The organism is Xenorhabdus sp. SGI240, assembly GCF_040081915.1.
In the GTDB taxonomy this organism is placed as follows: Bacteria; Pseudomonadota; Gammaproteobacteria; order Enterobacterales; family Enterobacteriaceae; genus Xenorhabdus; species Xenorhabdus bakwenae.
The window spans coordinates 37,114-54,085 of sequence record NZ_JBEBMB010000029.1 but is presented as its reverse complement, the minus strand read 5'-3'; the positions used below and the strand labels follow the sequence as shown (position 1 = coordinate 54,085).

13 protein-coding genes and 1 riboswitch are annotated in these 16,972 nt (G+C 47.0%); of the genes, 4 read left to right on the top strand and 9 right to left on the bottom strand.

The annotated features are described in order from the left end of the window. Positions 1-66: 66 nt before the first annotated feature. From parC to nudF, 5 genes are all read right to left on the bottom strand, one after another. Positions 67-2,322: a DNA topoisomerase IV subunit A gene (gene parC / locus ABLA76_RS07880; RefSeq protein WP_348987505.1), complete on the bottom strand. Its 2,256-nt coding sequence runs from the start codon at positions 2,320-2,322 to the stop codon at positions 67-69. A gap of 39 nt (positions 2,323-2,361) precedes the next feature. Then, entirely contained in the window at positions 2,362-4,257 is a 1,896-nt protein-coding gene (gene parE, locus ABLA76_RS07875; RefSeq protein ID WP_348987504.1) for a DNA topoisomerase IV subunit B, read from the bottom strand. A gap of 73 nt (positions 4,258-4,330) precedes the next feature. Then, positions 4,331-4,939, bottom strand: coding sequence for an esterase YqiA (gene yqiA, locus ABLA76_RS07870; RefSeq protein ID WP_348987503.1), 609 nt, complete (start codon positions 4,937-4,939; stop codon positions 4,331-4,333). After that, on the bottom strand, positions 4,939-5,781 hold the full coding sequence (gene cpdA, locus ABLA76_RS07865) for a 3',5'-cyclic-AMP phosphodiesterase (protein WP_348987502.1): 843 nt from the start codon (positions 5,779-5,781) through the stop codon (positions 4,939-4,941). The genes yqiA and cpdA overlap by 1 nt, the downstream gene beginning before the upstream one ends. 97 nt (positions 5,782-5,878) lie before the next feature. Next, entirely contained in the window at positions 5,879-6,520 is a 642-nt protein-coding gene (gene nudF, locus ABLA76_RS07860) for an ADP-ribose diphosphatase (RefSeq protein ID WP_047766627.1), read from the bottom strand. Positions 6,521-6,738: 218 nt separating this feature from the next. Here nudF and tolC point away from each other — a divergent pair, with 218 nt between their 5' ends. The 3 genes from tolC to ABLA76_RS07845 all read left to right on the top strand — a co-directional run bounded on the left by tolC (position 6,739) and on the right by ABLA76_RS07845 (position 10,131). Next, the gene (tolC, locus tag ABLA76_RS07855; protein WP_285808591.1) at positions 6,739-8,103 is read left to right on the top strand and encodes an outer membrane channel protein TolC; all 1,365 of its coding nucleotides are present in this window, start codon (positions 6,739-6,741) and stop codon (positions 8,101-8,103) included. A 186-nt stretch (positions 8,104-8,289) separates the two neighbouring features. Beyond that, positions 8,290-8,964, top strand: a complete 675-nt coding sequence (locus ABLA76_RS07850; RefSeq protein ID WP_348987527.1) for a DUF1190 family protein — start codon at positions 8,290-8,292, stop codon at positions 8,962-8,964. A 6-nt stretch (positions 8,965-8,970) separates the two neighbouring features. Further along, positions 8,971-10,131, top strand: coding sequence for a glutathionylspermidine synthase family protein (locus tag ABLA76_RS07845; RefSeq protein ID WP_348987501.1), 1,161 nt, complete (start codon positions 8,971-8,973; stop codon positions 10,129-10,131). Positions 10,132-10,136: 5 nt separating this feature from the next. Here the strand turns inward: ABLA76_RS07845 and ygiD are convergent, their stop codons facing one another. After that, positions 10,137-10,913, bottom strand: a complete 777-nt coding sequence (gene ygiD / locus ABLA76_RS07840; protein WP_348987500.1) for a 4,5-DOPA dioxygenase extradiol — start codon at positions 10,911-10,913, stop codon at positions 10,137-10,139. A gap of 218 nt (positions 10,914-11,131) precedes the next feature. Further along, positions 11,132-11,785 (bottom strand): 3,4-dihydroxy-2-butanone-4-phosphate synthase, encoded by a 654-nt coding sequence (gene ribB, locus ABLA76_RS07835; protein ID WP_348987499.1) that lies wholly within the window; start codon positions 11,783-11,785, stop codon positions 11,132-11,134. A gap of 118 nt (positions 11,786-11,903) precedes the next feature. Next, positions 11,904-12,089, bottom strand: a riboswitch (FMN riboswitch). A 155-nt stretch (positions 12,090-12,244) separates the two neighbouring features. Between ribB and ABLA76_RS07830 the strand changes: the two genes are divergently transcribed. Further along, positions 12,245-12,520: an accessory factor UbiK family protein gene (locus ABLA76_RS07830; protein ID WP_047766633.1), complete on the top strand. Its 276-nt coding sequence runs from the start codon at positions 12,245-12,247 to the stop codon at positions 12,518-12,520. An 87-nt stretch (positions 12,521-12,607) separates the two neighbouring features. Here ABLA76_RS07830 and hldE read toward each other — a convergent pair whose 3' ends face one another. Both hldE and glnE read right to left on the bottom strand, forming a co-directional pair. Next, entirely contained in the window at positions 12,608-14,032 is a 1,425-nt protein-coding gene (gene hldE, locus ABLA76_RS07825; RefSeq protein WP_348987498.1) for a bifunctional D-glycero-beta-D-manno-heptose-7-phosphate kinase/D-glycero-beta-D-manno-heptose 1-phosphate adenylyltransferase HldE, read from the bottom strand. Between the two features lie 85 nt (positions 14,033-14,117). After that, a complete protein-coding gene (gene glnE / locus ABLA76_RS07820; RefSeq protein ID WP_348987497.1) occupies positions 14,118-16,964 on the bottom strand; it encodes a bifunctional [glutamate--ammonia ligase]-adenylyl-L-tyrosine phosphorylase/[glutamate--ammonia-ligase] adenylyltransferase in 2,847 nt (948 codons plus the stop codon). Positions 16,965-16,972 lie beyond the last annotated feature (8 nt).

Genomic DNA, 16,972 nt, shown 5'->3' with positions numbered 1-16,972 from the left:
GCGGGGAAATATAACACGCATCTTGAAGTTGGCTTGGTATATACCTTTTATCCTGCAATTTGCAGCTTAATTGCTTGTATTACAAACCACGTCAATACGTTCAACACGCTGTAACCCACGAGGCAGAGACGCTCCCTTGCGCCCTCTCTCTGCCCTGAATTTCTGTAACTCCTCAGGGCGAAGCAGTAATTTGCGTTTGCCAAAGTAAAGCGTGATAGAAGATTGTGCTGGCAATACCCGTAACCAAGTCAACATATCTTCGCCTGATGCAGCCTGTGCCGCCGGGATGGAAACAATCTTATTGCCCTTACCCTTTGAAAGCTGTGGCAGATCAGACACCGGGAACATCAACATACGACCCGCTTTGGTAAACGCCAGTAACATATCATCCTGTTCGTTGTTAATCTCCAATGGCTGCATTACTTTGGCATTTTCAGGCAAAGTAATCATGGCCTTGCCCGCCCGGTTCTTGGCGATCAATTCATTGAAAGTACAGATAAAACCATACCCCGCATCAGATGCCATCACGAATTTCTGGTCTTCTTTCGCCATCAAAAGATGCTCAACTGATGCCCCTACCGGCAACGCCAGTTTGCCCGTTAATGGTTCTCCCTGCCCTCTGGCTGATGGCAAATCCAGCGGATCAAGGGAATAACTACGCCCGGTGGTATCAATAAAGACCACAGGCTGGTTACTCTTGCCACGCGCCGCACTGCGGAAGCTGTCACCCGATTTGTAATTTAAGCCAGCCGGATCAATCTCGTGTCCTTTCGCACTACGTACCCAGCCCATTTCTGACATAATGACAGTAATCGGCTCAGACGGCAGGATGTCGTGATCACTCATGGCCTTCGCTTCCGTGCGCTCTTTGAGCGGCGAGCGGCGGTCATCACCGTAGCTTTCTGCATCGGCAATAATTTCTTTTTTCAGTAACGTATTTAACTTACGTTCAGAACCCAAAATCGCCTGAAGTTTATCGCGTTCTTTCGCCAACGCATCCTGCTCACCACGGATTTTGACTTCTTCCAGTTTCGCCAAATGACGCAATTTCAGTTCAAGAATGGCTTCTGCCTGCGTTTCGGTTAAGTCAAAACGCTGCATCAATACTGACTTCGGCTCATCTTCATGACGAATAATATGGATGACTTCATCAATATTAAGATAGGCCACCAGCAAACCTTCCAGGATATGCAAACGCTTAAGCACTTTTTCCAGACGGTGATTCAAGCGATTACGCACGGTTTCGCGCCGGAAAACCAGCCATTCACTGAGGATCTCAACCAAACCTTTAACCGCAGGACGGTTATCCAGACCGATCATGTTGAGATTGACGCGATAGCTTTTTTCCAAATCGGTGGTTGCAAACAAGTGGTTCATTACCTGCTCAACATCCACGCGGTTCGTACGGGGAACAATCACCAACCGGGTTGGATTTTCATGATCAGACTCATCACGCAGATCATCTACCATCGGCAACTTCTTCGCCCGCATCTGGCTGGCAATTTGCTCTAATATCTTCGCGCCAGATACCTGATGAGGCAAAGCCGTGATCACGACGTTACTGTCTTCTTTCGACCAAATCGCCCGCATCCGCACCGAACCACGGCCATTTTTGTAGATCTTGCGGATATCTTCTTTTGGCGTGATGATCTCAGCTTCTGTCGGGTAGTCCGGCCCTTTGACATATTCCATCACCTCATCAAGCGATAGATCTGGCTTATCCAGCATGGCAATCAGTGCATTCACGACCTCACGGGCATTGTGTGGCGGGATATCGGTCGCCATACCGACAGCAATCCCCGTGGTGCCATTGAGCAAAATATTGGGCAGACGTGCAGGCAAACACTTAGGCTCCTGCAATGTACCATCAAAGTTTGGCACCCAAGCTACGGTTCCTTGCCCCAACTCAGACAGTAACAATTCGGCATATTTGGACAAACGGGATTCGGTATAACGCATCGCCGCAAAGGATTTTGGATCATCCGGTGCGCCCCAGTTACCTTGTCCATCGACTAACGGATAGCGATATGAGAAAGGCTGTGCCATCAAAACCATGGCTTCATAACAAGCCCCATCGCCATGTGGATGATATTTACCAAGAACATCACCGACAGTACGGGCAGATTTTTTAAATTTGGCGCTGTTGCTCAACCCAAGTTCTGACATCGCATAGACAATACGACGCTGAACAGGCTTTAAGCCATCACCGATAAAAGGCAACGCCCTGTCCATGATGACGTACATGGAGTAATTCAAATAGGCATTTTCAGTGAACGTGTGGAGCGGCTGACGCTCCACACCGTCGTGAGTTATCTCACTCATGTAATAATTTCCTCAGGATCTGTATTGACTATCTTTGCGCTAAACTTCGATATTGATGGAATCGCCCTTCTCTTGCAGCCAATTACGGCGATCTTCTGAACGTTTCTTCGCCAGAAGCATATCCATGACAGAGAGGGTTTCTTGATAATTTTCATCGTCGATAGTCAATTGCACCAGACGGCGAGTGTTAGGATCTAACGTGGTTTCACGCAACTGCATTGGGTTCATTTCACCCAACCCTTTAAAGCGCTGAACGTTCGGCTTGCCCCGCTTGCGGCTCAAACGATCCAAAATGGCGCTTTTTTCCCCTTCATCCAGCGCATAATGTACTTCTTTACCGAGGTCGATGCGATACAGCGGCGGCATTGCCATGTAGACATGCCCACGTTTCACCAATGTCGGAAAATGACGGACAAACAGGGCGCACAGCAATGTAGCAATGTGCAATCCATCAGAGTCTGCATCCGCCAGTATACAAACTTTACCGTAGCGCAGTTGGCTCAAATCTTCGCTGTCTGGATCGATACCAATTGCAACCGAGATATCATGAACTTCCTGCGAAGCCAGCACTTCATCCGAAGAGACTTCCCATGTGTTCAGGATCTTTCCGCGCAGCGGCATGATCGCCTGAAACTCACGATCACGGGCTTGCTTGGCAGAGCCACCCGCAGAATCCCCTTCCACTAAAAACAGTTCAGTAATATTGAGATCTTGCGCAGTACAATCTGCTAATTTACCCGGCAAAGCAGGGCCATTAGTCAGCTTTTTGCGTACCACTTTCTTCGCCGCCCGCATTCTACGCTGCGCACTGGCAATCGCCATTTCAGCGAGTTGCTCTGCATCTTGAATATGCTGGTTCAACCACAAGCTGAATGCATCTTTTACCACACCGGAAACGAAAGCCGCAGATTGGCGGGAAGAGAGGCGCTCTTTGGTTTGGCCGGCAAATTGAGGATCTTGCATTTTAAGGGATAGCACATAAGCACAGCGATCCCAGATATCATCGGCAGAGAGTTTAACCCCACGTGGCAATATATTGCGGAACTCGCAGAATTCACGCATGGCGTCCAACAAACCTTGACGCAAGCCGTTCACATGGGTGCCGCCTTGTACCGTTGGGATCAAGTTGACGTAACTTTCCGTCAATAAATCCCCACCTTCCGGTAGCCAGAGTACTGTCCAGTCAACCGCTTCAGTATCTCCGCTTAATGTGCCGACAAAAGGCGCTTGTGGCAATGTTACCAGCCCGTTGACGGCTTCCAGCAGATAATCTGTCAACCCGTCGGCATAACACCATTTCTGTTCGGTATCGTTGAGTTTGTCTTTAAAAACAATCTCAACCCCCGGACACAGTACCGCCTTGGCCTTCAGCAAATGCGTCAAACGGGTGGCAGAAAAACGGGGCGTGTCGAAATAGCTTTCATCTGGCCAGAAATGGACACTCGTTCCGGTATTGCGTTTGCCACAACTGCCGATGACTTCCAATTCTTGTACTTTCTCACCATTTTCAAAGGCGATTTGGTGTACCTGACTGTTACGGCGAACCGTCACTTCCACGCGCCTGGACAAGGCGTTGACCACCGAGATCCCAACCCCATGCAGGCCACCAGAGAATTGGTAATTTTTATTGGAAAATTTGCCGCCCGCATGCAGGCGGGTCAAAATCAATTCAACAGCAGAAACTTTTTCTTCAGGATGGATATCAACCGGCATACCACGGCCATCATCTATCACTTCCAGAGACTGATCGCTGTGAAGGATTACTTCAATATGCTTCGCGTGACCAGCCAGAGCTTCGTCCACACTGTTATCGATCACTTCCTGTGCCAAATGGTTCGGGCGGGCTGTATCCGTATACATTCCGGGACGGCGACGAACTGGCTCCAGGCCACTGAGGACTTCAATGGCCTCTGCGTTGTAACTAGATTGAGTCATGTTGTAATTCTGTCGGTTGCTTCATTATTAGAGGGCCAATCAGTATTGATCTACTGTTGATAATACCAGTCGTTTACCTATTTTTGGCAATTTTTTTACTATTGCCACTGGTTAGCCCCAAGAAGTCAATGATTTGAGGGAAATAATATTCGAAGCCAATAAAAGCATGATTCCCACCAGATTCAACTGTCTGCCGGCACTGCATCAGGTAAGCAACGGCTTGGCGGTAATCGAGCACTTCATCCCCTGTTTGCTGCAATAACCAAATAAGATCAGGTGATTCCAGCGGGTCAATGTGCATCACTTTGAGATCATGTATATGGCCTGATTCGAGAGTATAGCGCTCTTCGGTATAGGGATTCACGTTTTCCCCAATATAATTCTGAAACAAGTCGAAAGGACGTACCGCAGGATTGACAACCACAGCGGGCAAACTAAAACATTGGGAAAGCCAGATCGCCAGATAACCGCCCAGGGAAGAACCCACCAGCCCGATATTTTCACCGGCGTGCTCCATCACCAGTTCTTCCAGTAAGATGGCTGCATCTTCAGGATACGGGGGTAATTGCGGCACCAACATGTCAATTTCAGGGTGCTGTTGGTGTAACCACGTTTTCAACGCATTCGCTTTCGCTGATTGAGGGGAACTATTGAAACCGTGTAAGTAGAGTAACGTCGACATTAATACCCGTCCGAATTTAAATCCGGGCAAAACTCGTTACTCTTAAGCCTGTGAACCTGTGTCTGCAATTTCGCGTCTTTATTGTTGCCAGCCACAGACAGTTCGAGATAACGCCATCCCGGAGCCACTGTATCAAGCATAAAATTAGTACAATGTGGCTTAAATTGCACACAGGTTGATGGGGTTGCCATAACGCGAATGCCGTTCCACATTTCATCAACTTCTTGGTGGATGTGCCCACACAGCATGGCTTTCACCTGGGTTTTTCCTTTCAAACACTCTGATAATTCGGGAGCATTACGCAAACTGTGCTGATCCAGCCATGTGCATCCAGACGGAATCGGGTGATGGTGAAGCATAATAATTGTGTGGCGATCACTGTGCTCATCCAGGCATTTTTTCATCCACTCAAGCTGATAATCCGTCAATTCACCATGAGGAACACCTTGCACTTGACTGTCCAGCATAATCAACTGCCAATGCTGTCCGATAACTATCTGCTTGGAAGGTGAAATACCTGCTGCTGCCAACGTGTCAACCATTGCGGGTTGATAATCGTGATTACCGGGTAACCAAACACAAGGAGCAGATAAACGGGCAATGCCCTCAGCAAAATGCTGGTAAGCATTGATGGTCTGATCCTGTACCAAGTCACCTGTCGCCACTATCAAATCAATATCGAGATTTTGCTGTAAAATCCTATCTAATACAGCATGATAACTGCGATAGGTATTGACTCCCAGCAATGAGTCTCCCTTATTAGCAAAAAGGTGCGTGTCGGTAATTTGCAGTATTCTGGCTGTGGCACCTTCTGCCACAGGTACTTCAAGCAGGCTTTCCAAAGGGTTTCCTTTTCCTATCGATCATAAGGCTTATTTTAACGTGTCTTGATGCAAAAGATCTGCTGGCTGGGGCACACTTCCCATTTTCCAACATAAATCAGGAATGATTATCCAACCACTTTTTCCTAAGTTTTTCATGGTTCAATGCCAGCCACTGTATTGCAATAACTGAAGCCGCATTATCAATAATGCCCTCTTCTACCCACTGATAGGCTTGATCACGACTCACAACCAGAACGCGAATATCTTCATGTTCACCTTCCAGACCATGAACCCCTGACGCGGTGGTGGCATCAACTTCACCGGCAAAGATATGCATGCGCTCTGTCGTACCACCTGGGCTGGAAAGATAACTTAATGCAGGCTGGCAGCGCTTAACCTCAATGCCTGCTTCTTCCACGGCTTCACGACGGACGACCTGTTCAGCGTCTTCTCCTTCTTCGATCATGCCGGCAATCACTTCCAACAGCCACGGCGTATGACGGGTTTCAATCGCCGGAATACGGATTTGTTCAATCAAAACAACTTCATCGCGCACCGGATCATAAGGCAACAAAACGCCGGCATGACCTCGCTCAAAAACTTCACGTTTAATGATTTCACTCCAACCACCGCGAAATAGGCGATGCTTGAATTGATATTCAGTCATTTTAAAAAAACCGCGATAAAGCGTTTTTTGAGAAATAACTTCGATATCTTGTTTAGTAAAAGTATATGGCGAGGCAAGGTTTTTACTCATAAAATGTCCTGATTAGTTTTTAAAATTTCCTATTATTAAAAGGTATTTTTTCATATTGATCTAAATAAATTCATTTTGATGATACAAACAAGCAGAGAAATGAGGCAATATGGCACAAACAGCCACCCTACCCTGCTGGCATTCTCTGCTAGAATCTGTGGTATCCGTTTTTATGCAGAGGCAACTTAAGCAAAATAGCTGCACAACAAGGAACGCAAATGAAAAAATTGCTCTCTCTTTTTATCGCTATGAATCTGGTAGGTTTTAGTACTTCAAGCCATGCTGCGGATTTACTCCAGATTTATCAGCAGGCGAAAGAAACAAACCCTGAATTGCTTAAGGCACAAGCTGACCGCAATTCAGTAGTTGAAAAGATTAATCAAGCTCGTAGTACTTTATTGCCTCAATTGGGGCTGAATGCGGGTGTCAATTATGGCAAGGGCTTTCGCGATGCCAGAAATTCAGAATCTCATGGCACAAGTGCGAGTCTGCAACTGACGCAAACCATCTTTGATATGGCAAAATGGAATCATCTGAGTCAAGCAGAGAAAAATGCGGGTATTGAAGACATCAAATATCAAGCAGCTCAACAGCAATTAATTCTCAACACTGCACAAGCCTATTTTGACGTTCTGAATAAAATCGATACATTGACATTTACCGAAGCGCAAAAAGCTTCACTGTACCGTCAACTGGATCAAACCACTCAGCGTTTTAATGTCGGTCTGGTTGCCATTACTGACGTGCAGAATGCCCGCGCTCAATATGACTCGATTCTGGCAGCCGAAGTTTCTGATCGCAACAACCTGGAGAATGCGCTGGAAAAACTGCGTATGATTACAGGCACTTACCACCCACAGTTGGCTGCATTAACTATTGATCAGTTCAAAACCAAACAACCAGAATCGGCTGATGAAGTGCTAAAAGAAGCAGAAACCCGTAACCTGAACCTGCTGTCAGCCCGCTTAATGCAAGATCTAAGACGCGAACAAATCAAAGAAATGCAGACAGGCTATATGCCAACGGTTAATTTAAGCGCAGATACAAGTATTTCTAACGATCATACGCGCGGAAATCAACGAATAGATGAGTATAGAGGCGGTAATAGCGTTAAGCTATCTTTGAACTTACCGCTATTCAGTGGCGGAGCTACCTATTCTCAAGTAGAACAAGCGAAATATAATTTTGTCAGCGCCAGTCAGGACTTGGAAAATACGTATCGTAAAGTTACACAAGAAGTGCATTCTTCCACTAATAACATTGCTGCTGCGATCAGTAGTGTTGACGCTAACAAGCAAGCGGTACTCTCTGCGCAAAGTTCATTGGATTCAATGGAAGCCGGTTATCAGGTAGGAACCCGCACAATCGTCGATGTGCTGGATTCGACAACTAAACTTTATCAAGCCAAGCAGAACCTGTCTAAGGCACGTTACGACTATTTGCTTTCCCTGTTACAGAACAGACAGGCGCGCGGCGTTTTGAATGAAAATGATTTGATAGAGTTGAATAAGATGCTAGGCACACAAATCTCAACCTCTGCCAACAGTATCATTAAAGAGATGAAAACGCCGTCAGTTCGCTGAATTAATGCACTATCGTTCTCAATTGAAAAACGTTATATTAAAAACGCTATACTAATAGAAAGCAGCCCGCGATTGCGTGGGCTGCTTTTTAGCACATCCCTGAGAGCCGCTCCCATTGAGCACAATAAAATGGGGTAAGGCTCTTAATCTTAATCAAAGACCTTCAAGATGGATGCCCCTATGACAATGAAACGGACAAAAGAGATAAACCGCGATTCTTTCCGTAAAACGTGGCGAAGCTATCGCCTGACACCTGTAGCGCTTGCTGTCAGTGCTGTTTTTATGCTCTCTGCCTGTGAACAAAACGATGAAACGGTGTCACTCTATACGAATGCCGACGAGTGCTCCCAGGCGAATCCTTCTCAAAGCGAACAATGTAAGACCGCCTACAACAACGCCCTGACAGAAGCGGAAAAAACCGCACCAAAATATGCGACTCGCGAAGAGTGTGTGGCTGAATTCGGTGAACAACAATGTACGCAAACCCCGGCTCAGGCGGGTGTCGGTCAGCAGGCTCAGGCACAAAGCAGTAGCAGCAGTTTCTGGATGCCTTTGATGGCAGGTTATATGATGGGGCGCTTAATGGGCGGCAGCTCTGCACCATCACAACCGCTGTTCACATCACAATCGGCTTCCAGCCCAGCCAATGGCAAGTTTGTTGATGCAACAGGTAAAAGCTATGGCCCGGCCACCGCAGGCGGTCGCAGCATGACCGTGCCAAAAACCGCAATGGCACCAAAACCGGCCACCACAACTACGATTACCCGTGGTGGGTTCGGTGAATCCGTGGCGAAACAATCTGCCATGCAGCGTTCGTCTGCCAGCTCAAGCTCCAGCTCTTCCCGTTCTATGGGTGGTTAATTAAAGATGAAACGCATTAGTATTACCGAGCGCCAGGATTGGCGCGAAAAAGCAGCAGAGTTTGGTTTTAATTTTCACACCATGTATGGTCAACCTTACTGGAGTGAAGATGCTTATTACCAGTTCACCCTGGATCAAATTGAAGAAATTGAAGAGGCAACAGCAGAACTGCACCAAATGTGTTTGCAGGTCGTGGAAAAAGTGGTCGATAGTGAAGAGTTACTGACCAAATTCCAGATCCCAAAACACTGTTGGGAATTTATCCGCTCTTCATGGGTCACCAGTCAACCCTCGCTCTATTCCCGTCTGGATTTAGCCTATGATGGCAAAAATCCCCCCAAATTGCTGGAAAACAATGCCGATACCCCAACGTCACTGTATGAATCGGCTTTCTTTCAGTGGATCTGGCTGGAAGACCAGATAAATGCCGGTAATCTGCCGTCAAATGCTGATCAGTTCAACAGCCTGCAAGAAAAGCTGATTGAGCGTTTTGCACAGTTACGTGAAAAACATGGGTTTGGCCTGCTGCACATGGCCTGCTGTCAGGATACTGAAGAAGATCGTGGTACCATCCAATATTTGCAGGATTGTGCTGCGGAAGCCGATATTCCTACCGAGTTCCTGTTTATTGAGGATATCGGGTTGGGTGAGAAAGGGCAGTTTACTGACTTGCAGGATCAAGTGATCAGTAACCTGTTTAAGCTGTACCCGTGGGAATTTATGCTGCGTGAGATGTTTTCTACCAAGCTGGCTGATGCGGGTGTCCGTTGGCTGGAGCCAGCATGGAAAAGCATTATCTCCAACAAAGCACTGCTACCAATGCTGTGGAAAATGTTCCCAAATCATCCTAACCTGCTGCCTGCCTATTTTGCGGATGAACGCCCTTCAGACATGAACAGCTATGTTATTAAGCCACTGTTCTCCCGCGAAGGGGCCAATATTCGCATCATTGAAAACGGCCGTGAAATTGCCAGTGCGGATGGCCCTTATGGGGAAGAAGGGATGATCATCCAACAGTTCCACGCATTACCGAAATTTGAGGGTAACTATACGCTGGTCGGTAGCTGGTTGGTGGATGATCAATCTGCGGGTATCTGTATCCGTGAAGACCGCGAGTTGATTACTCAAGATTTATCACGCTTCTACCCGCATATTATTTTGGATTGATTCAATCAGCCAATCTGAATCGATAACATACTTAAAGAGCCGTCTTCAATCCCTTCAACTGGCGTTGAAATTGGCTCTTTTTTATTCCATGTCCCCATCACATACAGCAATGGCAGAAAGTGTTCTGGTGTTGGGTTAGACAATTGACCATCTTTCCTGTCCAAAGCATTAAACAGAGGATGAGGCTCTTCCAGGCTGGTTAAACTTTCACGCACACACTGCTCAAAAGAGAGTGCCCAAGAAAAAGGTTCTGCTCCCAATTTTGCGCCTGGCAGGTTATGTACAATATTTCCACTCCCTATGATTAAGACACTTTCATCTCGCAGTAAAGCTAATTTTTCACCTATTTCATAATGAAAAGAAGCAGGTTGATTGCGATCCATGCTCAGTTGGATAACTGGAATATCAGCATCAGGATACATTTTTGCTAATATCCCCCAGGATCCGTGATCCAATCCCCATTCTTCAAAATCAGTCTCGACCTCAATCGGTTCAAGAATATCCTGTACCAATACAGCCAGTTCAGGAAAACCTTTAGCCGGATACTGTTTTTCATGTAATTCTCTGGGAAAGTTACCAAAATCGTGGATAGTTCTGGGCTGTGACATCGCTGTAACGGCTGTACCATTCGTGTACCAGTGCGCAGAAATCACCAGAATCGCCCTTGGTCTGGGTAATTTCTTCCCCAGTTCAAACCAAGCGCGTGAGTAACAGTTATCTTCAATGGCATTCATTGGGCTACCATGACCAATGAATAGAGCAGGCATTCTCAGGAGACTCATTTTCCGCCCCTTATACAACAAATTAAACATTCGAATAGTGAATTCGGATTATGATAGAAAAATTATGACAGGATTAAGACATTCCTTCCTTGAATATCGTCAATCAAAAATGATGAAGTGTCTTAGAAATACTGAAAGGCTACAGGGTGTGGACTGTAGCCTTTCAAAGTACATGCGTGCGCGTGTGTGTCTCTTCCCAGTATTCCTTTTAAAATCCGTTAGCTGGCTACCTTTGCCATTTTTAAGCGGTAATCCACCAAATCTTCAATCGTGACTACCGGCATATTATGCTGTTTTGCAAATTCAATCACTTCAGGGGCGCGGGCCATTGAACCATCATCATTCGTCAATTCACATAACACGCCTGCTGGTTTGAACCCCGCCATTTTGACCAAATCAATGGTCGCTTCGGTATGACCACGGCGGGTTAAAACCCCTCCTGACTGCGCGCGCAGTGGAAAAACGTGTCCGGGTCGGCTCAGATCACTGGGTTGTGCGTCATCTGCAATAGCAGCCCGGATCGTGGTAATGCGATCTGCCGCAGACACACCTGTTGTCACGCCTTGTGCCGCTTCAATGGAGACGGTGAAAGCGGTTTGATATTGGCTGGAATTATTTTCCACCATCATGGGCAGTTTTAACTGCTGACGGCGTTCTTCGGTCAAGCACAGGCAAACAATTCCACTACCGTGGCGGATAGTTAATGCCATTTGTGCTACCGTCATTGTTTCGGCAGCGAAAATCATATCACCTTCATTTTCACGATTTTCGTCATCCAGTACCATCACGCCCTGACCCGCACGCAAAGCAGCAAGCGCACGTTCAACACGTTCAAATGGCGTTCCATATGAGGAAAGTAGCGTCTGATTCATGGTAAAGAAACCTCTTTAAATGTATGGATTACCAGAATCAGGGCAATTTTGAGGAGTTTGTGCTGCACCAAAATACGGCAACAAAAACAACAGACGAGCGCGAACACTCGATTGATGCTGTTATTCTCTCCCATCCGGACTATCACCGTCGGCTCCAGAATCACACTGGATCTGCTGACCTCTGTTCTATCCCCAAAAAACAAAGGGATAATGACAAACAGAGCGCTCGCGGGCTGCATAAAATGATCATTCGATATTTCATGTTACCGCCGGTAGGGACTTTCACCCTGCCCTGAGATAAACAATTTCACTATAGCGCTAATAATCGGCAGGAGCAATCAGCAAAATCAAATATGAAACCTGACTCTCAATCATTTATGCTTTCGCCATAGGGTATTAAAATATTGCTAATACCGTTACGCTATGAAACATTATTACATCATACAAAGGATGATCATCATGCTCGATCCAAAGAAAATTGAACAAATTGCTCGCCAGCTCCACAATGCCATGCCGAAAGGTGTCAAAGAATTTGGCGATGATGTGGAAAAAAAATTGCGGGCTGTTCTGCAATCCCAGTTGAGCAAGTTAGATCTTGTGAACCGCGAAGAATTTGATGTTCAGACACAAGTCTTGTTGCGCACCCGTGAAAAACTGACCGCAATGGAACAACGCTTGAATGAATTGGAAACTCGCCTCGAAGAAGCAGGCAAGAAAACTCAGCAAGCTGAATAATGCGGCAAGAGAGAATGCCATGAAGACAATTGCGTGAGGTAATATGCCGCTATGCGCCAAAAAGCATAACGGCACATAATGCCAAACTTACTGGTTCTTAATGGTTTTGATGATATTGGTTGTGGAAATACCATCTTCGAAGTTTAATACCTTAACTTCGCCACCCGCCGCCCAAACTTCTTCACTACCGGCGATCTCTTCAGGCTTATAATCACCACCTTTGACCAAAATATCTGGCAGGATACCGGCGATTAAGCGCTGCGGTGTATCCTCCTCAAATGCCACAACCCAGTCCACAGATTCCAGCGCTGATAACACTACCATACGTTGTTCCAGCGGATTCACCGGGCGGGTTTCCCCCTTCAGGCGCTTAGTGGATGCATCACTATTGACGGCAACGATCAAACGATCCCCCAATTTACGCGCATTAGACAGATATGAAACGTGTCCCGCATGGAGGATATCAAAACAACCATTCGTCATGACAATCCGTTCGCTACGCTGGCGCGCCTGTGTAACGGCTTCTTTCAGTTTGGCTTCATTCATTGCACCAAATCCAGTTTCTGCGCGTCCACGCACCGCATTTTCCAGCTCAACCGATGACACAGTGGACGTTCCCAATTTGCCAACCACCACACCCGCTGCCGCATTGGCAAGGTAACAGGCTTCGTTTAACGGCTTACCCGCAGCTAATGCCGTTGCCAATACACCGATCACCGTATCTCCTGCGCCAGTGACATCAAAGACTTCCTGTGCCTGAGTCGGCAAATGCAGGGGCGCCTGCCCAACCTGCAATAAACTCATGCCCCGTTCAGAACGTGTGATCAGCAGTGCTTTCAGTGCCAAATCCTGCACCAGTTTCATGCCTTTCTGCACCAAATCATCATCATCCTGGCAGTGTCCTACCACGGCTTCAAACTCTGACATATTTGGCGTCAGCAATGTTGCGCCACGATAGCGACTAAAATCGCTGCCTTTTGGATCGATAAGCACAGGAACATTAGCTTCATTGGCGAGCTTAATCATCGCCTGAATCTGGTTTAGCGCTCCTTTAGCGTAATCCGACAGTACCAACGCGCCAATATGTGGCAAGGATTGCTGAATTTTTTCCAGCATCGGCTGGGCATCTATATTCTGGAAGCCCTCTTCAAAATCCAGACGCAGCAATTGCTGATTACGCGATAAGACACGCAGTTTCGTGATAGTTGGATGAGTTGGGACAGAAACAAAATCACAACGGACTTTCACACTACTGAGTTTTTCATTCAACGCCCGCGCCGCATCATCAATGCCCGTCAAACCTACCAAACGTGAATTCGCCCCCAAGGAAGCAATATTCATGGCGACATTAGCCGCACCACCAGGACGCTCTTCTATGGTTTCAACCTTAACCACCGGGACGGGCGCTTCCGGTGAAATGCGGCTAGTTGGACCATACCAATAGCGATCTAACATAACATCGCCAACAACCAAAACACCTGCGCGGTGAAAATCCGGGAGTGTTACTTTCATCCCATGCTCCAAATATCAAAATAAACTGTTGCGGATATTACCATAACCAAACTTAGTGCCAGCAAACTCAGGAAAAGCGACTGCGTCAGCAGCGATATTCTAACCATTTTTGCCAGCTATCACGTACCAATGCTTGCTGCTGGCTGAAATGTCCAACGGAAACTCGGCTGGATAACGCTTGCAACGCTAAATGATGCAATGCATCACGCATGGTAATGTAAGCCTGCGTCAGCGCCATCGCCTCCTGCTCATCCATAATATTATGCTGCGCCATTAATTCGAAAATTCGTACATTATCAGACCAACGGGTCAGCCTGGCATTTTCTGGTGCATAACGCAGCACCAGATACTGAGCAATAAATTCAATATCCGTGATCCCTCCCGGATCAGCTTTAATATCAAATTGCCCGTGTTGATGGCTGCCCAGGTGCCGATGCATTTTTTCTCGCATCTCACGCACCTGTTGGCGCAAAAGAGCGGGATCACGGGGAAGGCATAAAGTTTCACGGCGAATGCGTTCAAAATCATGGCGTATTTTCTCATCACCGAAAACCATGCGTGCACGAACCAGTGCCTGATGTTCCCAGGTCCACGCCTCATTTTTTTGGTAATCATCAAAGGCTTCAACGGTACTGACCAACATCCCTGACTCACCGGATGGCCGCAAACGAGCATCAACATCATACAATACCCCTGACGCCGTGCGGGTGCTGAACAAATGCAGGATACGTTGGGCAAGACGCAAATAAAATTGGCGGGATTCAATGGAACGGGCGCCGTCTGTCATCATCCCCATCGGGCAATCCAGCAAAAACACCAGATCCAAATCAGAGCCATAACCGAGTTCCCAACCACCCAATTTGCCATAACCAATAATGGCAAAGCCCAATCCCTGCTGTTGGGATAAATGAGCAGGTGCACCATAGCGCTTTACCATTTGGTTCCACGCCAACCGTACAACAGCCTCAATAATGGCTTCCGCCAGATAAGTCAGGTGATCACTCACCTTCATCACAGGCAAAACGCCCGCAATATCTTCTGCCGCGATCCGCAATAACTGCGCCTGCTTAAATTGGCGCAAAGCTTCCAGCAATTGTTCTTCATCATCTTCTGGAATGCGTAACAGATATTGATAAAGTTCATCGCAATATGCGTCTATCGGTAACGGCTGATACAGCGATTTAGGATCGAGCAGCTCATCCAGCAACACGGGGTGACGAGCAAGCTGGCTGGCGATCATCGGAGAAGCAGCACAGAGCCGGATAACATGAATCATGACCTGTTCTGATTCCAGTATCAGCTCCAGATAAGTCGTGCGGCTGACGATACTGAGCAACAAAGAAGTCATCCGCGCCAAAACGATCTCGGTATCTTCCCTGGCTGCAATTTTTGCCAACAAGCGTGGCATCAGCTGGTCAAGCACATCCCTTCCCCGTGGGCCGATGGTGCGCTTACTGACGTCCTGACGGAAAAGCACTATGACATCAAGCATTTTCCGGGCTTTTTCTTTATCAAGATGAGGAATCAATGCGATAAGTTCGTCTGTGTGTAACGCTTCCTGCCATAAGCCCTTGAACGGGATATGGCCGGACTCTTCACTATGCTCTTCTATTTCATCGCCAATCAACTGTTGGAAAATACTTCGCACCGCACTCATTTTGCGCTCGGTTTCTGCCATCAATTCAGCCCAGTTGACAAAATTCATGCCCCAGGAGAGACGGGCACGATCCAACGCGTTATCCGGTAAGGTTTGCGTTTGTTGGTCACGAATAGATTGCAGCAAGTTTTCAAGCCGCCGTAAAAACAGGTAACTTTCCTCAAGCTGCTTTAACGGTTCCGCTGGCAATAAAGCCAAATCATCGATAGCCTTCAATATCGGCAACAAAGAACGAGATTGCAGGCTCGGCTCCCTTCCTCCACGGATAAGCTGAAAAACCTGAGTGATAAACTCAATTTCACGAATTCCGCCTGCGCCTAATTTTATATTGTCTTTTAATCCCCGCCGGCGGACTTCCCGTTCAATCATGCCTTTCATATTGCGCAAGGATTGAATTGCACTAAAATCGATATAACGGCGGAAGACAAACGGTCGCAACATCTGGCGCAGTTCCTGACAATAAACCTGATCATCATGGCCCAAAATGCGCGCTTTCACCAAAGCATAACGCTCCCAGTCACGCCCTTGTTCCTGATAATAATCTTCCAATGCCGGAAAACTGAATACCAAAGGACCACTGTCACCAAATGGACGTAATCGCATATCAACACGATAAACAAATCCATCCACGGTTTGTTGAGCCAGTGCCTTAATTAATTTCTGTCCTAATCGGGTAAAGAACTGGGAATTATCCATTTCCCGACGCCCACCTTGCGTTACGCCATTTTCTGGATACGCAAAAATGAGGTCAATATCAGAAGAAAAATTAAGCTCCCCGCCGCCCAATTTTCCCATGCCCAAGATCAGCAGCGGCTGTACCACTCCATCACTATTGGCAGGCGTTCCCCAATCCTGACAACAACGCAGATAAAGCCAATCACGGGCGGCTATAATCAAGGTTTCGGCCAACATGCTTAATTGCTGTAATGTCTGTTCTGTCGTACTGCTTTGCAATGCCTGTGACCAGGCAATCCTGACCAGTATCCGATGGCGGAAAAGACGTAAACCCCGCATCAAACCATTTTCATCATTTACCGCCAGCAGCGCTTGTCCCAGCCAATGGGAATAATGTTGCCACTCTTGTGGTTGGGGAGGATTTTGGCGAATATCCTCTAGCCATGCAGGATGTGATAACACGTTTTCTGTTACAAATTCACTCAATGACAGCACCGCCTGTTCATCAGGTGTAAAAGGCGTGATTGTTTCCCCTAATGACGGAAGATCCGCAACAATATGCTGTAATTGTTCGGTTAAAAGTGATGAAAGTGGCCGCATAACGGGTT